General features: G+C 63.6%; 16 protein-coding genes. 7 read left to right on the forward strand and 9 right to left on the reverse strand.

Translation table 11 applies throughout. The features are described from left to right. Positions 1 to 119 precede the first annotated feature (119 nt). Positions 120 to 7,244 (reverse strand): apolipoprotein A-IV repeat region-like domain-containing protein, encoded by a 7,125-nt coding sequence (locus tag G9X64_RS27000; protein ID WP_171377717.1) that lies wholly within the window; start codon positions 7,242 to 7,244, stop codon positions 120 to 122. Between the two features lie 462 nt (positions 7,245 to 7,706). On the opposite strand from G9X64_RS27000, the gene G9X64_RS27005 reads away from it, so the two are divergent. Together G9X64_RS27005 and G9X64_RS27010 are read left to right on the forward strand one after the other, a co-directional pair. Further along, positions 7,707 to 8,090 carry an Hpt domain-containing protein gene (locus G9X64_RS27005; RefSeq protein ID WP_003540152.1) on the forward strand — a complete coding sequence of 128 codons (384 nt, stop codon included), beginning with the start codon at positions 7,707 to 7,709 and terminating at the stop codon, positions 8,088 to 8,090. Positions 8,091 to 8,352: 262 nt separating this feature from the next. Next, entirely contained in the window at positions 8,353 to 8,673 is a 321-nt protein-coding gene (locus tag G9X64_RS27010; RefSeq protein ID WP_003540151.1) for a 2Fe-2S iron-sulfur cluster-binding protein, read from the forward strand. A 315-nt stretch (positions 8,674 to 8,988) separates the two neighbouring features. Here the strand turns inward: G9X64_RS27010 and G9X64_RS27015 are convergent, their stop codons facing one another. After that, positions 8,989 to 9,615, reverse strand: coding sequence for a DUF922 domain-containing Zn-dependent protease (locus tag G9X64_RS27015; protein WP_168311208.1), 627 nt, complete (start codon positions 9,613 to 9,615; stop codon positions 8,989 to 8,991). 101 nt (positions 9,616 to 9,716) lie between these two features. Here G9X64_RS27015 and folP point away from each other — a divergent pair, with 101 nt between their 5' ends. The 3 genes from folP to folK are packed head-to-tail and all read left to right on the forward strand — an operon-like array spanning position 9,717 to position 11,459. Next, positions 9,717 to 10,586, forward strand: coding sequence for a dihydropteroate synthase (folP, locus tag G9X64_RS27020; RefSeq protein ID WP_168311209.1), 870 nt, complete (start codon positions 9,717 to 9,719; stop codon positions 10,584 to 10,586). After that, complete coding sequence (folB, locus tag G9X64_RS27025) at positions 10,583 to 10,948, forward strand: dihydroneopterin aldolase (RefSeq protein ID WP_027667693.1); 366 nt, start codon at positions 10,583 to 10,585, stop codon at positions 10,946 to 10,948. Before folP ends, folB begins: the two co-directional genes overlap by 4 nt. Next, on the forward strand, positions 10,941 to 11,459 hold the full coding sequence (folK, locus tag G9X64_RS27030; RefSeq protein ID WP_168311276.1) for a 2-amino-4-hydroxy-6-hydroxymethyldihydropteridine diphosphokinase: 519 nt from the start codon (positions 10,941 to 10,943) through the stop codon (positions 11,457 to 11,459). The genes folB and folK overlap by 8 nt, the downstream gene beginning before the upstream one ends. A gap of 67 nt (positions 11,460 to 11,526) precedes the next feature. Here the strand turns inward: folK and G9X64_RS27035 are convergent, their stop codons facing one another. The 4 genes from G9X64_RS27035 to G9X64_RS27050 form a co-directional block, all read right to left on the reverse strand. Further along, positions 11,527 to 12,078, reverse strand: a complete 552-nt coding sequence (locus G9X64_RS27035; RefSeq protein ID WP_003540146.1) for a hypothetical protein — start codon at positions 12,076 to 12,078, stop codon at positions 11,527 to 11,529. A gap of 210 nt (positions 12,079 to 12,288) precedes the next feature. Further along, entirely contained in the window at positions 12,289 to 13,368 is a 1,080-nt protein-coding gene (locus G9X64_RS27040) for a YcjF family protein (RefSeq protein ID WP_171377718.1), read from the reverse strand. After that, positions 13,365 to 14,840: a YcjX family GTP-binding protein gene (locus tag G9X64_RS27045; protein ID WP_171377719.1), complete on the reverse strand. Its 1,476-nt coding sequence runs from the start codon at positions 14,838 to 14,840 to the stop codon at positions 13,365 to 13,367. The genes G9X64_RS27040 and G9X64_RS27045 overlap by 4 nt, the downstream gene beginning before the upstream one ends. A gap of 75 nt (positions 14,841 to 14,915) precedes the next feature. Then, positions 14,916 to 15,410, reverse strand: coding sequence for a SixA phosphatase family protein (locus G9X64_RS27050; protein WP_168311213.1), 495 nt, complete (start codon positions 15,408 to 15,410; stop codon positions 14,916 to 14,918). A 276-nt stretch (positions 15,411 to 15,686) separates the two neighbouring features. On the opposite strand from G9X64_RS27050, the gene dksA reads away from it, so the two are divergent. Then, positions 15,687 to 16,106 (forward strand): RNA polymerase-binding protein DksA, encoded by a 420-nt coding sequence (dksA, locus tag G9X64_RS27055; protein ID WP_017964517.1) that lies wholly within the window; start codon positions 15,687 to 15,689, stop codon positions 16,104 to 16,106. A 63-nt stretch (positions 16,107 to 16,169) separates the two neighbouring features. Here the strand turns inward: dksA and G9X64_RS27060 are convergent, their stop codons facing one another. Further along, positions 16,170 to 16,805 (reverse strand): DUF1062 domain-containing protein, encoded by a 636-nt coding sequence (locus G9X64_RS27060; RefSeq protein WP_171377806.1) that lies wholly within the window; start codon positions 16,803 to 16,805, stop codon positions 16,170 to 16,172. Positions 16,806 to 17,232: 427 nt separating this feature from the next. Beyond that, complete coding sequence (locus G9X64_RS27065; protein ID WP_168317069.1) at positions 17,233 to 18,303, reverse strand: flagellar biosynthetic protein FliO; 1,071 nt, start codon at positions 18,301 to 18,303, stop codon at positions 17,233 to 17,235. A gap of 299 nt (positions 18,304 to 18,602) precedes the next feature. Between G9X64_RS27065 and cckA the strand changes: the two genes are divergently transcribed. Beyond that, positions 18,603 to 21,206: a cell cycle histidine kinase CckA gene (cckA, locus tag G9X64_RS27070; RefSeq protein ID WP_171377720.1), complete on the forward strand. Its 2,604-nt coding sequence runs from the start codon at positions 18,603 to 18,605 to the stop codon at positions 21,204 to 21,206. A gap of 245 nt (positions 21,207 to 21,451) precedes the next feature. On the opposite strand, the gene G9X64_RS27075 is transcribed toward cckA, so the two are convergent. Next, the gene (locus G9X64_RS27075) at positions 21,452 to 22,378 is read right to left on the reverse strand and encodes a pseudouridine-5'-phosphate glycosidase (protein WP_171377721.1); all 927 of its coding nucleotides are present in this window, start codon (positions 22,376 to 22,378) and stop codon (positions 21,452 to 21,454) included. Positions 22,379 to 22,441 lie beyond the last annotated feature (63 nt).

Raw genomic sequence — 22,441 nt, forward strand, 5'->3', positions numbered from 1 at the left:
GGGAAGAAGAAGGTATGCCGCGGCGTCCGTGCTCCCGAGCATGACGAAAGAGGAGTCGGCCGACTTTGTCAGCTGTCAGGCCGGAGCCGCGTGGCGGCTCCGGTCTTCACACATCAGCCTCAGCCGAGCCTGCCTGCGGCATGAGCGAGCATGGTGTAGACCTTGCCCGTATCCGAGGTGAGGTAGGACTGCGTCACCGTCCGGTTCGGGTCAGTGCGGGCGACGTCGGCGAGCAGCTTTTCGAAATCACCGATGTAGCGGTCGACGGCGGTGCGGAATTCCGGTTCGCGGTCGTATTTGCGCTTGATCTCGTCGAAGGTCTGCTGGCCCTTCAGCGTGTAGAGGCGGCGGGTGAAGACGTCGCGCTCGCCGCGCTGATAACGGCGCCAGAGATCGACCGAGGCGTCGTGGTCGATGGCGCGGGCGATATCGACCGAGAGCGAGTTCAGCGATTCGACGACGTGGCGCGGATTGCGGCTGTCATTGCTGCGCGCGGCCGGTGCGGCAGTCTCCGCCGGGCGGGCCGGAGCGCGGGCAGCCGCCTCGTCGGCAGCCTCCTCACGCGAGGCGCCGCGCAGGAGATCGCTGATCCAGCCGCCGCTTTCCGGATGGGCCGGCTCTTGGCGACCTGTTTCCTGGCGCCCCGTTTCCTGTCGATTGGGGGCAGGCTGCGGCGCGGCGCGCTGGGGGGCGGCAGCCGGCGCAGACGGTGCGATCGTTCCGCGCAGACCTGTCGCTTCGATCGGCGGCGGCGCTACCGGCTGCGGAGGCTGGGCTGCGACCGGCTGGGCGGGGCGGGATGCCGGCTGCACCTGGGCGAGTGTGCGGGCAACGGGCTCGGAGATCTCGAGCTGCTGGCTGGAGCGGCCGACGAGCTGGGAGATATCCTGCAGCGCCTTGATCTGCTCGGCGACGGCCCGGCGCATGGCCGAGGCGCTTTCCTTGGCTTCCTCGGGAAGATCGAAGGCGCCGCGCTTCAGTTCGGCGCGGGTGGCGTCGAGCTCGCTGCGGATGTCGGCGGCGGAGCGGCGGATATCCTCGGTGGCGCCGGAGAAGCGGCCGACTGCATCATCGATCGCTTCGCGCAGCGCTTCGCGCATGTGCTGGGCGGCACCGTCGGAGGCGCGCCCGGCTTCACCGAGCATGCGCTCGACTTCCGACAGCGAAGCGGTGAGACCACCGCGAATGCGATTGGAGAGATCGCCGGAGCGGCGCTCGACATTGGCGAAGGTGCCGTCGATCGTCGTATTGGCCTCGTCGCCGGCGCGGGTGATCGCCTCGCGCATCGTCTCTGCGGCTTCCTGGGCGCGCTTCTCGGTTTCGGTGAGAATGCGGCCGATATCGGCGAAGGAGGACTGCACGCCCTGGCGCAGATTGCCGGTGACTTGGGCTGAACGCTGCTCTGCCCGCTCGAACACGGTTTCGATCATGCCGCCGAGGCCGCGCATGGTCTTTTCGATCTCGGCCGAGCGCTGGACGAGGCCGACCGAGAGCGTCTGCAGAGCGCTCTCGCGCTCCTCGAGCGTCGAGGCGAGGTTGGACTGGGCGGCGCCGAGAAGCTGCGAGGCCTGGGTCAGGACCTTGGAGTGTTCGTCGAAGCGGCCGATGATGCTGCCGACCTGCGACAGCGTCTGGCCCGAAATGTCGGAGAGGCGGTCGACCTTGCCTTCGAGAAGCCTGGTCGAGGCCGAGACCATTTCAGCGGCCTTGGTGGCGGAGTCGGCAAAGCGCGTAGTGGTATCGCCGAGACGGCCGTCGACGCTGGTCAGTTGCTCGGCGGCGCGGTTCATCATCATCGCCATCGCCGCGCTGCTTTCCGACATGCGCTCGACGAGGCCGTTGACGTTGCCGACCAGGCTGTTCTCGATGGCGCTGACGGCATTGGCGACATTCTCGGTGCGGGCGGCAACGGCGCTGGCGAGCGCTTCGTTTTCGGCGCGCAGACGGTCGGCGCTGAGGTTGGCCGCGGCGGTGATCCGGGCGGCGGCCTGCTCGCCGGCATCGGTGTAACGGTCAATGATCGGGCGGGCCGTTTCGTCGAGGATGCGCGTCAATTCGACCGAACGGCCAGCGAGCATCGAGTTGAGGTCGCGGGTGCGCTCCTCGAGCGTCGAGCGGATCGAGTTGCCGCGCGCTTCGAGCCCCCGGTCGATCTCGGAGAACGTCGTATCGATTTCGCGGGCGCGTTCCTCGAGATTGGAGCGGATGACGCTGCTGCGGGCTTCGAGCGCCCGGTCGACATCCGCCATGGTCGCGGAAATCTCGCTGCCGGCGCCCGACAGCGTCGAGCGGATGGCACTGCCGCGCGCCTCCAGAGACTGGCCGGCATCCGACAGCACCTTGGAGATGGCATTGACTTGCGTGCCGACAATGGTCTCAGCCTCGGCGACCTTGTTGACGATGGCGTTGCCGGCTTCCGAGAAGGTTTGGGCGACGGCAGCGGCCTGGCTTGCCAGCCGGTTCTGAGCTTCGGCGACCCGGGTGACGATCTGCGACGAGCGCTCATCCATGGTGCGGGTAAATTCGTCGCTCTTCGCATTGAGATCCTCGGCGAATTGCTGGCCGGTCCTGCCAAGCAGTTCGGTGGTTCTCGTCGCTTCGCCTTCCATTCCCTGGGCCGCGTCGGCAACCGCGCTACGCAGCGTCGAGGCTAGACCGGCGGCCTTGCCTTCGATGGTGCGGTTGACGGCCTCGAGGCCGACGGTCAACGCACGGTCCATGGTGGAGAGGCGTTCCTCGATGCGTTCATTGCCGCGGTCGAGGGTTTCGCCGAGGCTTGCTGTGCGGCCGTCGATGGCGCCGGTCAGGGTGGTGGCGCGGCTGTCCAGCGTCTCGGCCAGATTGGCGGTGCGGCTGTCGATCGCCTGAGTGAGGTTTGCGGCACTGCCTTCGAGTGTCGCAGAGATGCGCTGCGTAGCGTCGTCGCTGAGCGCGCCGAGACGGGCGACGCCGTCGGCAAGCACGCCGGACAACTGACCGCTGGCCGCTTCGACCCTTTCGGCAACGCCGCCGACGCCGTCGCGGATGCGGGTCTCGATCGCCGCAAGACCGGCTTCGACACGCGATCCAGTTTCTTCAAAACGGCCCGTCAGGCTTTCGACCGACCGATCGAGATTGGCGGAGAAATTCTGGGTGGAACTCGAAATCGTGTTTGCCGCTTCCTGAAAGCGGCCGGCGATCTGGCCGGCGCCGGCATGCATGCGATCTTCCAATGTCTGGGCGCCGGCATCGATCGCCTGGCGGATCGCGGCTTCACGGTGCTCCAGCGACAATTCGAGCATGCCGACGCTCGTCGCCACCGAGGTACCGATGCTGGTCGCCTGTTCGGCCAGCGTATCGCTGATCAGCGCATGGGCCTGGTTCAGCGATAAGTCGATGGCGTTGGCGCGCTCTTCGAGAGTCGTGCGGATGCGCTCATGGGCAGAGGCGAGCCCACCCTCGATGCGCGCTGCGGCCTCGTCGGCGAGGCCGCCGAGCCGCGTATGTGCATCGGTCAGACGGCCTTCGATGCGGCCGGTCAAGCCGCCCACGAGATCCTCGAAGCGGTCGCCGCCGGCATCGAGAACGCCCGAGAGGGCGGCGCTATGTTCGGAAAGCGCATTTTCGAGCCGCTGCTGATTGTCGGTATAGGCGGTGCGGATCGCATCGGTCTTGTCGGAGAAGGCGCCGGCCACTCGTGCCTCGGCACCGGAGACGGCCTCCATGATGGCGTTGCTGCGGGCTTCGAGCACACTGTCGAAGCGGCTCTGGTTATCGTCGAGCGAAATCGCGAGCGCCATTGTCTTTTCGTCGAGCGTATCGGTGAGCCGATCATGGGTTGCCGTTACGGCGCCGATGATCGCGGCGGTGCGGTGGCCCAAGGCTTCTTCGAGGCGGGCCTGGCCTTCGCTCAGCGAGGCGGCGAGGGCGGCGGCCTTCTGGTCGAGTACACCGTTCAGGCCGTCATGCGTGCCGGAGACCGCATTGGTGATCGCATCGGCGCCGCTCGTCAGCGTCTCCTCGAGACGGCTCTGGCTCTCGTTCAGCGAGATAGCAAGCGCCATCGCCCGATCGTCGAGTGTCTCCGACAGGCGGTCGTGGGTGGCGGAGACCGCATTCAGGAAGGATTCCGAGCGGCTCTCCAGCGTATCCTGCAGGCGGCTCTGACCCTCGTTCAGGGAGGCGGCGATCGCCGTCGCCTTTTCGTCGAGCGTTTCCGAGAGACGGTCATGCGTGCCGGAGACGGCCTTGAGGAAGGCTTCGGAGCGTGCTTCCAGCGTGTCTTCGATCCGCGACTGGCTCTCATTGAGCGAGATGGCGAGCGTCATCGCCTTCTCGTCCAGCGTTTCGGACAGACGGTCATGCGTGCCCGAGACGGCATTCAGCAGGGCCGCCGAGCGGGTTTCGAGCGTGTCTTCGATCCGCGTCTGGGTTTCGTTGAGCGAAATGGCGAGTGCCATCGCCTTTTCGTCGAGCGTTTCGGAGAGGCGATCATGGGTGCCGGAGACGGCGTTTAGCAGCGCTGCAGAGCGGGTTTCGAGCGTATTCTCGATACGGGCCTGGCCTTCGCTCAGCGAGGTGGCAAAAGCTGCCGCCTTGCCGTCCAGAGTCTCCGACAGACGATCATGGGTACCGGAGACGGCGTTCAGCAGGGCGGCGGAACGGGTTTCCAGCGTATCCTCGATGCGCGCCTGACTCTCATTCAAGGAAATGGCGAGCGCCATCGCCTTCTCGTCGAGCGTCTCGGCAAGACGGTCGCGCGTGCCGGATACAGTGTTCAGCAGGGCTTCGGCGCGCGTTCCAAGCGCATCCTCGATGCGGGCATGGCGCTCGTCGAGCGAGGTCGTAAGGGCCGCCGCCTTGCTGTCCAGCGTTTCCGACAGGCGATCATGCGTGCCGGAGACGGCGTTGAGGAAGGCTTCGGAACGCGTCTCGAGTGTCTCCTCGATGCGGGCCTGGTTTTCGCTGAGCGAAATGGCGAGCGCCATCGCCTTCTCGTCGAGCGTCTCGGAGAGGCGATCATGGGTGCCGGAGACTGCATTCAACAGAGCTTCGGAGCGGGTCCCGAGCGTGTCCTCGATGCGCGCCTGGCTCTCGTTCAGAGAGATGGCGAGGGCCATCGCCTTTTCATCGAGCGTCTCGGCAAGACGGTCATGCGTGCCGGAGACGGCATTGATGATGGCGTCGGAGCGGGTCGTCAGCGCTTCCTCGAAGCGGCCGTGATGGGTGGTCAGCGCCTCGACCAATGCGCCGCCGCGCTCTGCCATGACGCTGTCGATACGGCCGTGGGCCGAGCCGAGCGCCTCGCTGATTTCGGCCGCACGGGCGTTAAGCACGCCGCGCAGCTCCTCGGCGCGACCGCCGAAGGCAGCGGTCACCTGCTCGGTGCCAGCGGCAACGGCAGTCGTCAGATCGGTGGTGGTGGTGCGCAACGTGTCGCGGAATTCGGCCGAGCGTGTCTGGAGGTTGTTCTGCAGCTCGGAGGTGCCGGTCGCAAGCGTCAGCGCGATTTCCGAAGTGGCGCTCTGCAGCGCCGAGGTCAGCTCGCCGGTGCGGCTGGTGAGCGCAGTGGTGATTTCGTCTGCCCGGTTGCCGAGCGTGCTTTCCAGCACTTCGTGGCCGGTGGCAAGCGCGGTGGCAAGCGCCAGCGACTGGTCTGATATCGACGAACCGAGCCGGTCGATGCCGGTATTCAGGATGCCGTCGATTGAATCCGAGCCGCCGGTCAGCGTCTCGTTGATACGGGCGAGGCTCTCCATCAGCTTGGTGTCGAGCGAGCCGGTGCGTTTGTCGAAGGCGCTGGTGAATTCGGCGACGCGTTCGTCGAAGGCGGTCGACAGCTGGGCGACGGTCGTCTGCAGCCGCTCCTCGAAGAAGCCGGAGCGCACGTCGAGATCCATGACGGCGTCGTCGGCAGTGGTCTGCAGGCTCTGGCGGAAGCTTGCGCCCTTTTCGTCGAGCGCGCTGTTCAGCTTCGACAGCACGTCGTCGAGCGTGCCGCCGATGGTGCGTTCGCCTGACGTCAGGCTCTCGTTGATCTCGCGGGTGCGGGCGATCAGAATCTCGTTGAGCTGGTGCGTGCGCTCATTCAGCGCCGCATTCAGCTTTTCGGTGCTGCTGTCCATGGTCGAGGCGCGCGTCTCGAACTGGCTGAGCAGCCTTTCGCCATGATCGTTGAGATTGACGGAGAGGGCTTCGAGGCGGTTGTCGAATTCGGTGGCCAGCGCAAAACCCGATGCGTTCAGGGTCTGCAGCAGGGTATCGGTCTTGGCTGCGAGCAGGCTGCCCATCGACTGCAGGGCGCTGTCCGATTTTTCCAGGATCGTCGCGGCGCGTGTATCGATCAGCGAAGCGAAGGCTTCGCCCGATGTGGCAAGCCGCACCGCGATCTCTTCGGTCGCAAGCGACAGCTCTTCCTTCAACTGGTCGTGCACGCTGCCGATGGAGGTGCGGATACGGTCGGCATGGTTGACGATCGCCTCGCGCTCGGAGCCGAGTTCGTGGACGAGGCCGCGAACGCGCAACTCGTTGTCGGCATAAGAACGTTCAAGCGCATTGACTTCAGAATGAACGAGCGTTTCCAGCTCGGAGGCACGCGCGATGGTGCGCTCGATGCCTTCATTCATAGCCGAGACCTCACGGCGCACGGCCTGGCCGACGGTCATGATGCGCTCGGAGGCTATGGTTTCCGGCTCTGCCAGGCGCAACGCCACCTCTGCCATGGAGCGGGCGGCGTTGCGCATGTCCTGGGCGCGGGAGATCATGATGGCGAAGGCATAGAACATCATCACGGGAATGATGATACCGACGAGGCCGGCGATAACGCCGGGCAGGGCGACGAGATCGGCGAGCGAACGGATCTGCCAGATCTGTGGAGCATAAAGCAGCGACATCAGGCCGAGGCCGGCCATGACCCAAAGCACGGAAAACAGGGTGGCGGTGCGCACCGCCGAGCGGCTGGAGGCGCCGTCAAAGGATTTCAGGATCGAGGCGGGCGTATTGCGGCTGGCATCGTTGGCGGGCGCGAAGGCCGGACCCCTGGAAGCCTGCTCGCCGGCGGCACCGCGGCGGCTGCGGCGCTGCGCTTCTTCCTGGGCCTGCTGGTTACGCGCATTTACTGGATCAGACACATTAGCCTCCGGGGCCTGGGGCGCGTCGCCGCGGCGAGACGGTACGTTATCCTTGCTAAAGTCGATCTGGAGCGCCTCGTCCAATGCCTTGAACGCCTTGTCCTCAATTGACTCGTTATATTTGTTGTTCGCCATTCGGTTATGCCTCGTTACTGTCAGCCAGTCCGACAGCGCATCCTGGGCTTCCGCCTCACCCGGGAACAACTTTGCCGTTCCAGCCTTCCATCCCAACGAAGGACGGATAAGCATGTCATTTCAGAGTAGATAGCCGCTTTTTCAAACGGAAGGTATCAAAACACTACCATTATCCACTCGCTCGGCAAAGGCGCGTACCATAAACCCGCTCCACCAGTACCGTAGTGACACATCTGGGCTCTTCACACAATTAATGAAGGCTTGAGATTCACGGCGCGTTAACCCGTTGTTAACACCTTTGAATCCTAGGCGCGGCTTAAAAACCAATAATTTAGGGATATTTAACGGATGTTAACCATATGGCGAGATTTCCACCCTGAATGTGCCGGAATTTAACGTGATGGCCACCCTCCTGTCGCAGAACTGTTGCAACTGCGGACGACAGAGACGGGAGAATTGGCAATGGCAGCCCAGATGGCAGCATTGAACATCGTATTCGAGGCGCCTGATAATGCAAAGGGACCGTGTCCCTCCAAGGTCCGGCCGATCGATCTGGTCCATCTCGCAAAGCAGACGATGGGCGACAAGACGCTGGAACTCGAAGTCCTTCAGATGTTTGCGCGTCAGGCCCGCGCATGCCTTCAGGATATTGCCAGCGGCGAAACAATCCGTATCGGCGCAGCCGCGCATCGGCTGAAAGGCGCGGCAAGCTCGGTCGGCGCGTTCCGCGTGTCGCAGACAGCGGAAGCCGTCGAGGAGAACGGCGGCGATGCCGGCGCGACGGCAGCGCTCGGTGCCGCCGTCATCGACGCCGAGAATTTCATTCTGAAGCTCTGCCGCGGCTGATTTCCAAGTCTTTCGTTGATGCATGTCGTTGTCCCAAAACCGCTGCACAGTTTTGGATGGCATGCATAAGATGCCGTTCGAACGAGGCCCGTTGTTCCATTGCGGAACCTCGGGTCTTTTTGCGACCTGCTTCATGACGCTTTGAAGACGGCGGACGAAGGCCTGATCTGCGACGCTATGGCGAATTGCCGCGATGTTGACTGACGCGTCGATTTGTCGGAAGAAAATCCGCCCACCCACTTGAAGACCGGAAATAGTCCTGATGCCCAAACTTACCATCGTCGCCTTCGACGGCACGCGCTTCGACCTCGATGTCGACCAAGGCTCCACCGTGATGGAGAATGCCGTGCGCAATTCGGTGCCCGGCATCGAGGCCGAATGCGGTGGCGCCTGCGCCTGCGCGACCTGTCATGTCTATGTCGACGAGGAGTGGACGGAGAAGGTCGGCCAGCCTGAAGCGATGGAAGAGGACATGCTCGACTTCGCCTTCGATGTGCGCCCGACCTCGCGGCTGTCCTGTCAGATCCGGATGAAGGCTGTCTATGACGGGCTCGTGGTGCACGTGCCGGAACGCCAGGCCTGAAGCACGCTGCTCTTCAAACGTCGCCGAAAAATTCGATACCAAAAAAACGCCTCGCGCGCTAGAGCGAGCGAGGCGAGGCGGGCGCATTACCTACGGATGAGGGAGGAACATCCGCGGCTTCGGAACGCGCCAGGAGAACCCAGCGATGAAAGTGCAGATGCCGTACCTGAACTTTCGAATGTGTTCATATTAACGCGTTCCGGTTGAGTCTGCCAGGATGAAAAATGACCAGTAAATCGCTGGGGAGGGTGCAAGTTTCGCACAAGTTTCGTTATGCAGCTAAGGTTTTCCGCTCGCAACCAGACTGAAAAAACCTTATTTTGCGCCGGCTCGACCGTTGATTCGATTGTTCAGCAACCTCAGCATGCGCTTCTGAAAATTGACCGCCTCGACCCGGTCGAATCGCGCCTGCTGCCGGTCGTGCTCCTCTATACCGCGAGCTGATTCGTCGGAGACGAGTTCCTGCATGGCTTCGCAGCTGCGCTGCCGCGGCAGCGCGCGAATGGCGCGCTCCATGGCGCGGGCCTGGTCGCGGGCGATCTCGGCATGGCGCTCCTCGTGGCGCTTGATATCGCTCGACAGCGCGTCCCAGATCATCGACAGCTCCTTGCTGGCGCCCTTGCGGCTGCTCCAGCGCGGCAGGATGATCTGGGTGTGGACCGTGACCTTGACGTAGCCGACGCGGCAGCGCCCGTTATTCTGAACATAGGTTGCCTCGCCGCCGAAGCGGATCTTCGTAGCGCCGGGATGGCGTGCCGAGGAACCGCTTGCCGTTGGGCCGCGCCGGCTGAGTTCGCGGTCGAGCTCATCCGCGGTTTTGCCGCGAATGTCGAAATAGGAATAGCTTTTCGATGCGATCACTTCGGCTGCCGACGGGCTGCAAAGAGAAAGAGCAATGGAAAAGGCGATGGGAACGACCATATAACGCACTGCAAGCGGCATTCTGAACGCAACCCGTGTTGAAATCGACAGGAGCTTGGGGCATAGCCACCCCAAGCGCAATATCAGATGGCGCTTTTTTCGTCATCAATGGGATAAGTCTGGTGACAGGGCTCGAAGGCAGCATATGGCGTGTCGGCCATGGCCGGGAGATCGAACTCGGCCGTCGCTCGGTGATCATGGCGATCATCAACGTGACGCCGGACTCCTTTTCCGACGGCGGACGTTTTGAAACCGTCGATGCGGCGGTCGAACAGGCGCTGCGGGCGGTGAGCGAGGGTGCCGGCATCATCGATATCGGCGGCGAATCGACCCGGCCGAACGCAGCAACCGTCAGCCCTTCCGAGGAGCAGGCGCGCGTGCTGCCCGTTATCCAGGCACTGCGCGGCCGCACCCAGGCGCTGATCTCGATCGACACTTATCGCGCCGAGACGGCGCGGCTTGCGATCAGTGCCGGCGCCCATATCGTCAACGACGTCTTCGGGCTGCAGAAGGAGCCCGACATCGCCGATATTGCTGCGGTGACCGGAGCCGGGCTCTGTATCATGCATACCGGCCGCGACAGGGCGAAGCTTCCCGATGTCATCGCCGACCAGGTGCATTTTCTCAAACGGTCGCTTGCGATCGCTGCGGCATCAGGCGTCAACAGCGACCGTATCGTGCTCGATCCGGGCTTCGGCTTTGCCAAGGAGACGGCCGAGGAGAATCTGGAGCTAATGGCGCGGTTTTCCGAACTTTCCCGCTTCGGCTTGCCGCTGCTCGCCGGCACGTCGCGCAAGCGCTTCCTCGGCACGGTGACGGGGCGTGAGGCGCAGGACAGGGATGCGGCGACGGCTGCGACCAGCGCGCTGCTCAGGCTTCAAGGGGCTGCGGTTTTCCGCGTGCACAATGTCGCAATCAACAGGGACGCGCTCGAGATCGCCGATGCTATGCTGAATGCGCGCCAGGAATTCGAGAGGAAGCGGCCGACATGACCACCTACACGATCACGCTGCAGAACTGCGCCTTCTTCGCGCGCCACGGCGTGCATGACGAGGAGGAATTCCTCGGCCAGCGTTTCTTCGTCGATGCCGAGCTCGATGTCGTCGCCGGCGAGGCGCTGGAAAGCGATTCGATCAACGACACCGTCAATTACGGCATCGCCTTCACCGTGATCGAGCAGATCGTCACCGGCAAGCGGCGCTACCTGATCGAGGCCCTGGCGCTCGATATCGCCAAGGGGCTCTGCGAGACATTCCCGCAGATCCGGCGGGCGAAGATCACGGTGCGCAAGCCGAACGCGCCGGTGCCCGGCGTGCTCGATTTCGTGCAGGTGAGCGTTGAACACTTTGCCTGAGGCCGCACTAAAAACCGCCACACTCGGCCTCGGCGGTAATATCGGCGACCCTGTGAAGGCGATGGCTGCGGCACTGCAGAAGCTGGACGGACGCAACGACTGCCGGGTTACGGCGGTCTCGCGGCTCTATCGCACGCCGCCCTGGGGCAAGACCGACCAATCGTTCTTCTTCAATGCCTGTGCTGTTGTCGACACCAGGCTGGAGCCTGAGGCTTTGCTCGATGTCTGCCTGTCGATCGAACGAGAGATGAAACGCGAGCGCATCGAGCGTTGGGGTCCGCGCACGCTCGATATCGACGTGCTGACTTATGGCGACGTGATCCAGGACGCGCCGCGGCTAGAACTGCCGCATCCGCGCATGACCGATCGCGGTTTCGTGCTGATGCCGCTTGCCGATATCGCGCCGGGTCTTCTGGTCAGGGGCAGGGCGGTCGGTGACTGGCTTGATGATGCCGAAGTGACCGGTATCGAGATTGCCGACGACAGTCGCGACTGGTGGCTGAGCGCCTGAAGAAGGGAACCTGAAACGGAAACGGCGGGAAACCCGCCGCTTCAGGAAAATCCGCAGTGCGGTTTGTCTACTGGATGGAACCGACGGCCATCTCGTCGACCTGGCGGGTCAGTGTCAGGCCGATCACCGGGATCATCTGACTTTCGACCTTGACTGAAACGGTGACGTTCATCGTCTTGTCGTCGCGCACGCGCGCGATCATCGCACCATTCAGCTTGGCGCGGTTGATGCCGACAACGACGGTATCCTCGCTGACGGCACCGGAGACGACGTCAAGGCCCTTGCCGGCGGCGCCGTCGAGGAATTTGCCCTTATAGCTCGAGCCCGACTGAGAGATGACGGCGGTCATCGGCTGCTTGAAGACGCCGACGCGGCAGGTGCCGTCGAGCTTGATGCCGGCGCTGCTGTCGCCGGTGGGCTCACCGATCAGGTTGCAGGTGAATTTTGTGCCCTTGTACTTGCCGGCGACGATTTCACCGGGGCCCTTCCAGGAGCCGGCGACGGAATCGAAGAAGGCCTTGTCACGGGTTGCAGCCGTGGCTGCCGGTGCGACATCTGCGACGGGAGACAATGCCGCGGCGGCCAAGCCGCATACGATGAGAAACTTGCGCGAATACATGGATTTTCCTTGGCAAACACCACTCACGAACTGACTGCAAGTTTTGCCGAAGAATGGTTAATCCTTCCTTTCGATTGCGCCGAAATGCAAGGCAACACAGAGCTTTCGTGCGGCAGAGATTTTAAATCTTCTTCACTAAAGCGTTGAATATGCTAGAGTTTCTTCGGCATTACGCAAGGGGAGGCAAAATCTGGTTATTCGCTGCTTTGTTCAGGGATTGTTGCCGCGCGGCGACATGGAGGGAGTGAGATCGCCGATGAAATCACCGATTCCCGGCCGCTTCAGGGCGCGGAAGGCGAGCGGGCGGCAGAGATCCATCGCCGCGATTCCAATTCGGGCGGTCATCAGGCCGTTGATGACGCCTTCGCCCAGTCGGGCCGAGAGCTTCGAGGCCAGCCCGTGGCCGAGCACCTGCTGGACGAGGCTGTCGCCAACGGCAATAGAGCCGGTGACGGCCAGATGCGCCAGTACGTCACGCAGCAGACGGAACATGCCGAGCGTGCCGGGACGGCCGCCGTAAAGCTCGGCCATGGCGCGGATGAGGCGCACGGCCTCATAGAGCACGTAGAGCAGGTCGACCACGGCGCGCGGGCTGACGGCGGTAACGATCGAGACGCGCTTCGAGGCGTTGACGATCAGGGCGCGGGCCTTGCGGTCGAGCGGAGCGAGCAGTTCCCGTTCGGCGAGCGCGATCAGATGCGGGGGATCGATAACCTCGCCCTCGGTCGCCTTCAGCGTCGCGCGGCCCTTCGCCGTCTCCGGATTGGTGGAAAGGAGCGTGGTAAGGCGTGCGACTACGGCGCGCGCTTTCACTGGTCGGGTTTCGAGCATCGCCGCGTCTGCCTCGGCCTTGATCGTCTGGACGGCGGCAAGGCGCATCATGCCGACGGTTTCGCGGATGACGAGGGCAAGTACGGCGAGGATGCCGACTGCGAGCACGGCAAGGGCGGCATAACCCAACCAGTCGGCGCGGGTGAAAAGATCGCGGATCAGGCTATCGGTCCAGAGGCCGATGGCGAGCGACAGCAGGATGCCGAAGGCGCCGGCGGCGATCTTGCCGAAGGAGGTCCGCCGCTTGCGCGGCGCTGCAACGGGGACCGCGCTCAGATCCTTGTCGGGATTGACGAAGGGATCGTCCTCATCCGGCGTCACGACGATGTTCTCGGAGAAGCTTTCCGGCTTGCGCCGCTCACCTCCTTGCCGGCCGTTGTCACGCCGCTCTGTGGCTTCGTCCTCATAGCTGAAGGCGGCGGGTGCGCGGCGCGGCGGATCGGACGGGGGCTTGCTCATGCGAGACGGTCTCCGAACAGAAACTGCATGGCGCGGTCGAGGCGGATATGCGGCACCGACAGCTTGATGCCGCCGCCGGTTTCCTCAAGATGCGGCGGCCGGAACCTGACGACGTTGACATCGGGCAGTTGCAGGCCGGTCTCGCCCGAGGCGATGCGGTCGAACAGGCTTTCTGGATCCTCCGGCAGGTCGCCGGGGAAGATCGCGGTCTTTCTCTCCCCGTCGAAACGCTCGCCGGCGATGGTTTCGCCCTCCATCGGCGTGCCGACGATAACCGGCAATTCATGGCCGTCGCGTTTGACGGTTGCCTCGCGGGTGGCGCGCACGGAGGCAAGCGCCATGACGTCGATGCCGGCGCCGGCCATGCCGATGCGGTCTATGGCGCGATCCACCAGGCGGCGGGTCAGGGCATCGAGCCGGTCGTGGCTTTCATGATGGAGATGATCGGCCTTGGTGGCAGCGACCAGCACGCGGTCGATGCGGCGCCCGAGCAGGGAGGAGAGCAGCGAATTGGTGCCGGGGCGGAAACAGGCGAGCACGTCGGTCAGTGCGCGCTCCAGATCCTGCACGGCTTCGGGGCCGCGGTTCATCGCCTGCAGCGCATCAACCAGGACGATCTGGCGGTCGAGCCGGGCGAAATGCTCGCGGAAGAAAGGTTTGACGACGACCGATTTGTAGGCCTCGTAGCGCCGCTCCATCATCGTCCAGAGCGAGCCGCGGCCGGGACGGCCATCCGGCGGCAGAGCCAGCGGCGCGAAGGTCAACGCCGGCGAGCCGTCGAGATCGCCGGGCAGGAGCAGACGGCCAGGCGGCAAGGTGGAAAGCGAGCGTTCGTCGGCTTTGCAGGCTTTGAGATAATCGGCAAAAGCGGTGGCGAGGTCGCGGGCGACCATCTCGTCGGCGCCGGCATGGATATCGGCGGCACGTGTCAGCGCCAGCCATTGGCGCGACAGCTCGGAGCGGACGCCGGTTTCGGCAAGCGCGATCGTCTCTTCGCTGAACGTGCGGTAGTCCTTGCCGAGCAGCGGCAGGTCGAGCAGCCATTCGCCGGGATAATCGACGATATCGATCGACAAGCGACCGGGCGAAAACAACCGATTCCAGCCGCTGGCGCTCTGATAATCCAGCGTGATGCGCAGTTCTGATATGGCGCGGGTCGAATCCGGCCAGATACGGTCCTTCACCAGCGCGCGGATATGGTCCTCGTACTGGAAGCGTGGCACGGCATCATCCGGCTGCGGCTCCAGCCGCACCGCCGAGACGCGGCCGGATTGGATCGGCTCGAACAGTGGCAGTCGGCCGCCATGCAGCAGATTGTGAACCAGCGAGGAGATGAAGACCGTCTTGCCGGAGCGGGAGAGGCCGGTAACGCCGAGCCGCACGGTTGGGTTGACGAGGCCGCTCGCCCGGTCGGCGAGATTGTCGAAGGCGATGCGGGCGTCATCGGCAAAGGATGTCAGGCGTGGCGGCAAGGCGCGATTCCGGTTGGTGACTGCCGGCAATATAGGAAGGGCGCGCCGCCCGCAAAAGACGCGGCGCGAAAGTCTTCAGACGACGACGAAATCGGTGAGGCGCCAGACGGCGGCGGAAGCGTCGTAATCGACGACGGCAAGGCCTGCCGTCGGGAAGCCGCCGGGAAGGGCGCTTGCCATCGCCTCATGACCGATCAGCGCTTCCAGCGCCTGCTCCATGGTTGGATTGTGGCCGACCAGCATGACGGCCGCCTCATCCTGCGCATCGACGATCTCCAGATAGGTATCGACCGTGGCGTTGTAGAGCGCATCGACATAGCGCACGTCGAGCGTGACGCCCATTGCCCGGTGGACGGCCCCGGCGGTGTCGCGGCAGCGCAGTGCAGTCGAACTGATCACAAGATCGGGACGGTAGCCCTTGTCGGCGGCCTTATCGGCGATGATTTCGGCATCGCCAAAGCCCTTTTCGTTGAGCGGCCGGTCGAAATCGCGCTGTCCGGGTTCGGCCCAGGCGGCCTCGGCGTGGCGCAGGAGATAGATGCGGTTGGGCGGAGGCAGGGGTACGGTCATGGGCAAATCCAGGATCCAGCGGGCCTTTTCAGTAGCGGTTGCAATCGGCCGGCGTCAACCGTCCGCGCTGCTCCAGCTGCCCAAAACGCGGCTGACAACACGGCCTTTTGAAGGCGAAGCAAAAAACGCAGGCCGGAATAATGATGAGAAAATAGTCTGTTAGCCGAAAACTGTAACAGATTTAAAAATCTGTTTACCTGTCGTATTAGGCTTGAATCGCGGCTAGCGCTTGGGATATACACCCGGCCAGATGAGATGTTCTTCAGGAGAATCGCGTTGAGTGAGAAGATCGATCTTAGCAATTACGTTCCCTCGGAAGAGGAAGAATTCATGAACGTAAACCAGCGTGCGTACTTCAGGGCGAAGCTGGTTGCATGGAGAAATGATATCCTTAGAGAAGCGCGTGAGACACTCGACCATCTGGCCGAGGAAAGCGCAAACCATCCCGACCTCGCCGACCGGGCGTCGTCGGAAACAGACCGGGCGATCGAACTTCGCGCCCGTGACAGACAGCGAAAGCTGATTTCAAAGATCGACGCGGCACTGCAGCGCATCGAAGACGGCACCTACGGCTATTGCGAGGAAACCGGCGAACCGATCGGCCTTAAGCGTCTCGACGCCCGCCCGATCGCGACATTGTCGATCGAGGCGCAGGAGCGCCACGAACGCCGCGAAAAGGTCTATCGCGACGAATGACAATTTTCATGCAGGCATGAAAGCAGAACAGGCGCCGCGATCCGATCGCGGCGCCTTTTACAATTACGGTGAGCTTCCGGTCGCCACAGACCTCCACCATTGCTCCCGGCCGGTCTCGGCGACGAGGTCGACTGTAACCGTGGTGCCGCTCTTGATCCGCCGCTGCAAAACGTCGGCTCGATTCGAATCCGTCCGCAGCATGCCACCATCGTGAAGAGCCTGTAGCCGGGTGCGTGAAACTTGCAACTCGGACGCCAGCAGGCGGTCGAGGCGCGTACTTGATGGAAACGGGACCATCAGTTCGATTTCCAGTCGCGTCCAATTGGCAATTTCCTGCTGCATCTCTTTTGCGATTTCAAATTCGGCAAACTCGTCGACATGCTGCGACTTGCGCCTGAGAGCGTCGAGGTTGAACGCTTCTGCCCGGATCCAATCCGGATCGTTGGACTGCAACGCCTCGAGGATCGCGGGATCGATGTCGCGAACATTGCGGCGCTCGAAGATCGGACGGTTCCACGTCTTTTCGCAGGTCGAGCATTTGTAGATAAGCCAGGCATCGAGCTTGCGGCCATTGGCGTTGAGCCGGATCTTGTTGCTGCATCGGAAAGCTCTGAGTCCCCCGCAGCCGCTGCATACAATCCAGGGCTGGGGCGCTGTTTTCGGCAGAATGGTCCATCGGACCCGAAGGGTATTGCACATATCGTGTTGGTCTTCCGTTCGGAAGTCCACCAGGATGGTGCGTGAGAAAGCCCTTGCGGGCGCGGTGTGGCGATGTTCTGGGCGGCGGAAGAGCTGAGACAGCGGAGCTGCACATGGCACATGTCAACAATGCCAAACCGGTCTCTCGCCACCACCCGATGAACATGTTCATACGCCGTCAGCGCGTCGCTGTCCGGCAGTACGGGTGAAATTGGAGTGAGACCGGTATTTACTTAGGCAAACTATGACCTCGATGCGCCAACGCTCTTCAACCGGAGCGATACCAAATTATCAGCACAAGATGGAGTCCCCTGACGCATCGGGAACTGAAAGTCGCGGCATTGCGGCTTTTATGCAACTTGGTGATGAAGGAAAGTCGGAGGTACGCTCCGCTCACTTGTCGCGCCCGGTCACTTGTCGTGCCCAGTCACTTGTCGCGGTTGACGCTCATCTCGCCGAAGATACGGGCGACTTCCTTTTGCAGATCGGTATCGGCGCCGGTGATCGGGGCCATTTCCGGATCGCGGCGCGGCAGGTTTCCGGGTTGCGGCGCTCCGGGCCGGGGCGCCTGGTTTGCCGGCGCCGGCACGATGCGTTCGGCGGTCAGATTGTTCGACATTTCCTGTTCCAGCACCCGCTGGAAATCAAGACGGCTCGCTGCTGCCGACTGCGCGGCCGAATCGTCTTCGGCGCTACCTGGTGCGGCGCGTGCGGCCGCCGGCATATCCTTGACAGGCGGGGCGGAGACCTCGGGTTCGATGCGCTGCTGCGGCAGCACGCGCTGGCGGGCGGCATCGAGGATCTCGGCGGCACTTGAGGTATCGTGAAACGGTATGGGCTGCGCGGCCGGGGGAACGACGGGACGCTCCAGTGGGCGCGGCTGGGGCGGGACGGCACGCAGAGGATTGTCGCGTTCGGCCGACAGCGGCGCTGTCACCGGCTCTGCCGGAAGGGGGCTCGTGACCACCGGCGGTGCCACGGCAGGCTGGGCCGGCGGTTGGGCCAACGGTTGGGCCGATGATTCTGGCCGCGGGCGCGGCTCTGGCGAAGCCGGCGCGGAGAAAGTGGGCTCGGCGGCCGGCTCGACACGGGCTGCGACCGGCGGGCGCGGTGGCGAGACCGGTGGCGTTTCCGGCCGCGCGACAGATATCGGACGCTGCTCGACGGGTTGCGGACGGATGGCGCGGTCCGGCTGCTCGGCCGCTGCCGGCAGGATACGGCTTTCGATGACGATATCGCTCGGGCCGCCGATCATGATCAGGTGCTCGACATCGTCGCGGCGCACCAGCACCAGCCGGCGACGGGCATCGACGGCTGCGGCATCCAGCACTTGCAGGCGGGGTTGGCGGTTGCGGCCGCCGCGCACGAAGGGTGAGGGCGCCCGGCTGCGGATCACCCAGAGCACGATGATGAGCAGGAGAAGCGCCAGGCCTACGCCACCGGCCGCAAGCAGGAAACGGCTGCCATAAGCTCCGACAACATCATCCAACATAGTCACTCACTCCATTTCGCATTCGGCACATATTGACGACTTTTCCGTTCCTTAGGCAAGGGCCGCCGATGCTGTCCAGTCACGGGAGAACGCGATTTCGTGTTCCGCTGCTTGGCACCCGGCGACCTTGCGCACGGGTGGCAGCGTTGGGCTTCTGGGGCAGATGGCGCTGTTGCCTGTGAATTCAAGCAGTCTTGCCGGCTAGCGGTGTTTTTGCCGACGCGGCAAATTGCTAAGAAGGAAAGAGTGCCTGATTCCTGCTTCGTGTTCGTGCTACGAAGCGGGAGGGCTTATGTGAGGAATACATGACGAAACCGCGTCAGGCCGACGACTATAACGCACCGCTTGTGGATCGTGGGGGGCGTTCTGGCACGGTCTTGCGTATTCTTCTGCTGGCGCTCGTGCTGATCGCGGCTGCCGGCGCCTTCGTCTTCTTCAAAAAATCGCTCGACAACGAGGTCGTGCTTGGAGGTCTCGGCGTGCTCGCCATGGTCGGCATCTTCTTCCTGGTGTCTTCGGTCATCGGCTTCATCGAGGTGATGCCGCAGCACCAGTCCGACAGCCTGGCGCGTGCCTTCCTCAACAGCCATCCCGACGGAACGCTGATTACCGACGAGAAGGGCCGGATCATCTATGCCAATGCCGCCTATGGCGCGCTGACCGGCGCGCGCAAAGCGACCGAGGTGCAGACGCTGGAAACGCTGCTGTCGCGCCATCGCGAATCCAACGAGGCGCTCTACAGGCTGGTCAACGGCCTGCGCGAGGGCAAGGAAGGGCGGGAGGAATTTCGCCTGCTGCGCGCCGTTGGGCCTGGCAGCAACAGCTCCGGCGCGCATTGGTACCGGCTGAAGGCGCGGCTGCTGCAGCCGGAGGAAAATGGCGGCAAGCCGTTGCAGATCTGGCAGATCACCGACATCACCACGGAGCGCGACGACCAGGAGCGCTTCTTCAAGGAATTGCAGAACGCGATCGACTATCTCGACCATGCGCCGGCGGGCTTCTTTTCCGCCGGCAGGAAGGGCGAGATCTTCTACCTGAATGCGACGCTTGCCGAGTGGCTGGGCCTCGACCTCACCAAGTTCGTGCCGGGCTCGATGACGATCGGCGACGTCGTGGCGGGCGAGGGACTGGCGCTGATCCAGTCGGTGCAGGCCGAACCGGGCCTGAAGAAGACCGTGACGCTCGATCTCGACCTGCGCAAGACCAACGGCCAGAGCCTGCCGGTACAAATCATCCACAGCGTCACCTCGATGCGCGACGGCGCACCGGGCGAAAGCCGGACGATCGTGCTGGCGCGTGAAAAGAGCGATGCCGGCGGCCAGTCCGCTTCGGCCGCCGCCATGCGCTTCACCCGCTTCTTCAACAACACGCCGATGGCGATCGCCTCGGTCGACGGCAGCGGGCGCATCCTGCGCACCAACGCGCCGTTCCTGAAGATGTTCTCCGGCGTCGTCTCACGCGACGATCTCGAAAAGGCGCCGCATCTTGAAACCATCGTGCAGGAGAGCGACCGGCCACAGCTGGCCGCGGCGCTGGCGGCGGCCAAGGACCGGCAGGGCGACATCGCGCCCCTCGACACCCGCACACCGACCGACGAGGCGCGCTATTTCCGCTTCTATGTCAATGCCGTCATCGACCAGAGCGACGAGGCGCCAGAGGAGGCGGCGATCGTTTATGCCGTCGAGGTGACCGAGCAGAAGGCGCTGGAAGCGCAGATGGCGCAGACGCAGAAGATGAATGCGGTCGGCACGCTCGCCGGCGGCATCGCGCATGATTTCAACAATGTGCTGACCGCGATCCTGCTTTCCTCCGACCATCTGCTGCTGCAGGCGCGGCCGGCGGATGCCAGCTTCGCCGACCTGATAGAGATCAAGCGCAACGCCAACCGCGCCGCCGTGCTGGTGCGCCAGCTGCTCGCCTTCTCACGCAAGCAGACGATGCGGCCCTCGGTGCTGAACCTCACCGATGTCGTCGGCGACCTGCGCATGCTGGTCGACCGGCTGCTTTCCGGCACCAACGTCAAGCTCGACGTGCAATATGGCCGCGACCTCTGGCCTGTCAAAACCGACCTTTCGCAATTCGAGCAGGTGCTGATCAATCTCTGCGTCAACGCGCGCGACGCAATGCCCGAAGGCGGTACGCTGACGCTACGCACCCGCAATCTGACCGCCGCCGAGGTCTCGGCCTTCAATTACTCCTACATGCCGGCAGAGGACATGGTGCTGGTCGAAGTCGCCGATAACGGCACCGGTATCGCACCGGAGATCATGGACAAGATCTTCGAGCCGTTCTTCACCACCAAGGATGTCGGCAAGGGCACCGGGCTTGGCCTCGCCATGGTCTACGGCATCGTCAAGCAGTCGGGCGGCTACATCCAGCCGGAATCCGAAGTCGGCAAGGGCACGACCTTCCGCGTCTTCCTGCCGCGCCACATTCCGGAGCCGGCGGTGGCCGCCGAAGCGGGCTCGATCGACGGCGCCATCGCCGGGGCCGAAGTGGTGCCGCTGCCGGTATCGCCGCAGCAGCCGGAAGACCTGACGGGATCGGCCGTCATCCTTCTCGTCGAGGACGAGGAGGCGGTGCGCCGGGGCGGCAAGCGCATGCTGGAAACGCGCGGCTACACCGTGCACGAGGCGGGCTCGGGCGTCGAGGCGCTGAGCATCTTGGAAGAACTCGACGGCAAGGTCGATATCGTCGTTTCCGACGTCGTGATGCCCGAAATGGATGGCCCGACGCTGCTGCGCGAGCTGCGCAAGACCTATCCCGACATGAAGTTCATCTTCGTTTCCGGTTATGCCGAAGATGCCTTTGCCCGCAATCTGCCGCCGGAGGCGAAATTTGGCTTCCTGCCGAAGCCGTTTTCGCTGAAGCAGCTCGCTGTTGTGGTGAAGGAGACGTTGGACGGGTGAGGGAGGGTTGTCGGAGGGTGAGCGTGGGCGTTGTGCCGTGTCAGCCCCCTCTGCCCTGCCGGGCATCTCCCCCACGGGTGGGGAGATCACAAGGGGCGAACGCTTTCCATCACATCAACGTTTCGCCGAGCTGCAATGGATACTTGGTTGGGGAAGCCGGTGCTTCCTGCCAATCTCCCCACCCGTGGGGAGATGCCCGGCAGGGCAGAGGGGGCTTGCCTGGCACCGCCGGCGGGCCGTAGTCCTCATTCACCCAGCGCCACCGCAATCTCAGCAGCAAGCCGCGCGTTGTTCTCGACCAGCGCGATATTGGTCTTGAGGCTCTGGCCATCCGTCAGGTCGAAAATGGTCGACAGAAGATAAGGTGTGACCGCCTTGCCGGTGACTTCGTCGCGCTCGGCACTGTCGAGCGCCCGCTCGATATAGATTTCCATCTCCTCACGCGCGATCTCGTCGGCCTCGGGCACGGGGTTGGCGACGAGCATGCCGCCGTCGATGCCGAGCTGCTCGCGCACCGCCTGGAAATTGGCGATGGCGGCCGGGCTGTTCAGCGACAGCGGGCTTGGGATGCCGGAGGAGCGCGACCAGAAGGCGGGGAATTCCTCGCTCTCATAGGTGACGACAGGCACGCCGCGAGTTTCCAGCACTTCCAGCGTTTTCGGAATGTCGAGGATTGCCTTGGCGCCGGCGCAGACGACGATGACGCCGGTGCGCGCCAGTTCCTCGAGATCGGCTGATATATCGAAGCTTTCCTCGGCGCCGCGATGCACGCCGCCGATGCCGCCTGTGGCAAAGACACGGATGCCGGCGCGCGCCGCCGCGATCATTGTCGCCGCGACCGTGGTGGCACCCGTGCGGCGCTCGGCGATGGCGAAGGCGAGATCGGCGCGCGACACCTTCATCACTTCGGTCGCCTTGGCGAGTTGCTCCAGTTCCGCGGCTTCAAGGCCGATGTGCAGCGTGCCATGAATGACGGCGATCGTTGCCGGCACCGCACCCTGTTCGCGAATGATCGCCTCGACGCTGCGGGCCATCTCGATATTGCCGGGATAGGGCATGCCATGGGTGATGATCGTCGATTCCAGCGCCACCAGCGGCGCGCCGCGCTGCTTGGCGCTGGCGACTTCCTTCGAATAGGCGATCGGCAGAAGAGGGGAGATGGGCTTGGTCATGGTCTTGTCCTGTGATCGACAGAGCATGGTGCCGAAAAGTGTGAGCGGTTTTCGGACGGCATC

It is taken from the genome of Rhizobium sophorae (assembly GCF_013087515.1).
Taxonomy (GTDB): domain Bacteria; phylum Pseudomonadota; class Alphaproteobacteria; order Rhizobiales; family Rhizobiaceae; genus Rhizobium; species Rhizobium sophorae.

Bases quoted from the DNA above. Each gene is read 5' to 3' on its own strand.
- G9X64_RS27000 (WP_171377717.1), bottom strand. From the start codon at position 7,244: ATGGCGAACAACAAATATAACGAGTCAATTGAGGACAAGGCGTTCAAG.
- G9X64_RS27005 (WP_003540152.1), top strand. From the start codon at position 7,707: ATGGCAGCCCAGATGGCAGCATTGAACATCGTATTCGAGGCGCCTGAT.
- G9X64_RS27010 (WP_003540151.1), top strand. From the start codon at position 8,353: ATGCCCAAACTTACCATCGTCGCCTTCGACGGCACGCGCTTCGACCTC.
- G9X64_RS27015 (WP_168311208.1), bottom strand. From the start codon at position 9,615: ATGCCGCTTGCAGTGCGTTATATGGTCGTTCCCATCGCCTTTTCCATT.
- folB (WP_027667693.1), top strand. From the start codon at position 10,583: ATGACCACCTACACGATCACGCTGCAGAACTGCGCCTTCTTCGCGCGC.
- G9X64_RS27035 (WP_003540146.1), bottom strand. From the start codon at position 12,078: ATGTATTCGCGCAAGTTTCTCATCGTATGCGGCTTGGCCGCCGCGGCA.
- G9X64_RS27040 (WP_171377718.1), bottom strand. From the start codon at position 13,368: ATGAGCAAGCCCCCGTCCGATCCGCCGCGCCGCGCACCCGCCGCCTTC.
- G9X64_RS27050 (WP_168311213.1), bottom strand. From the start codon at position 15,410: ATGACCGTACCCCTGCCTCCGCCCAACCGCATCTATCTCCTGCGCCAC.
- G9X64_RS27060 (WP_171377806.1), bottom strand. From the start codon at position 16,805: ATGTGCAATACCCTTCGGGTCCGATGGACCATTCTGCCGAAAACAGCG.
- cckA (WP_171377720.1), top strand. From the start codon at position 18,603: ATGACGAAACCGCGTCAGGCCGACGACTATAACGCACCGCTTGTGGAT.
- G9X64_RS27075 (WP_171377721.1), bottom strand. From the start codon at position 22,378: ATGACCAAGCCCATCTCCCCTCTTCTGCCGATCGCCTATTCGAAGGAA.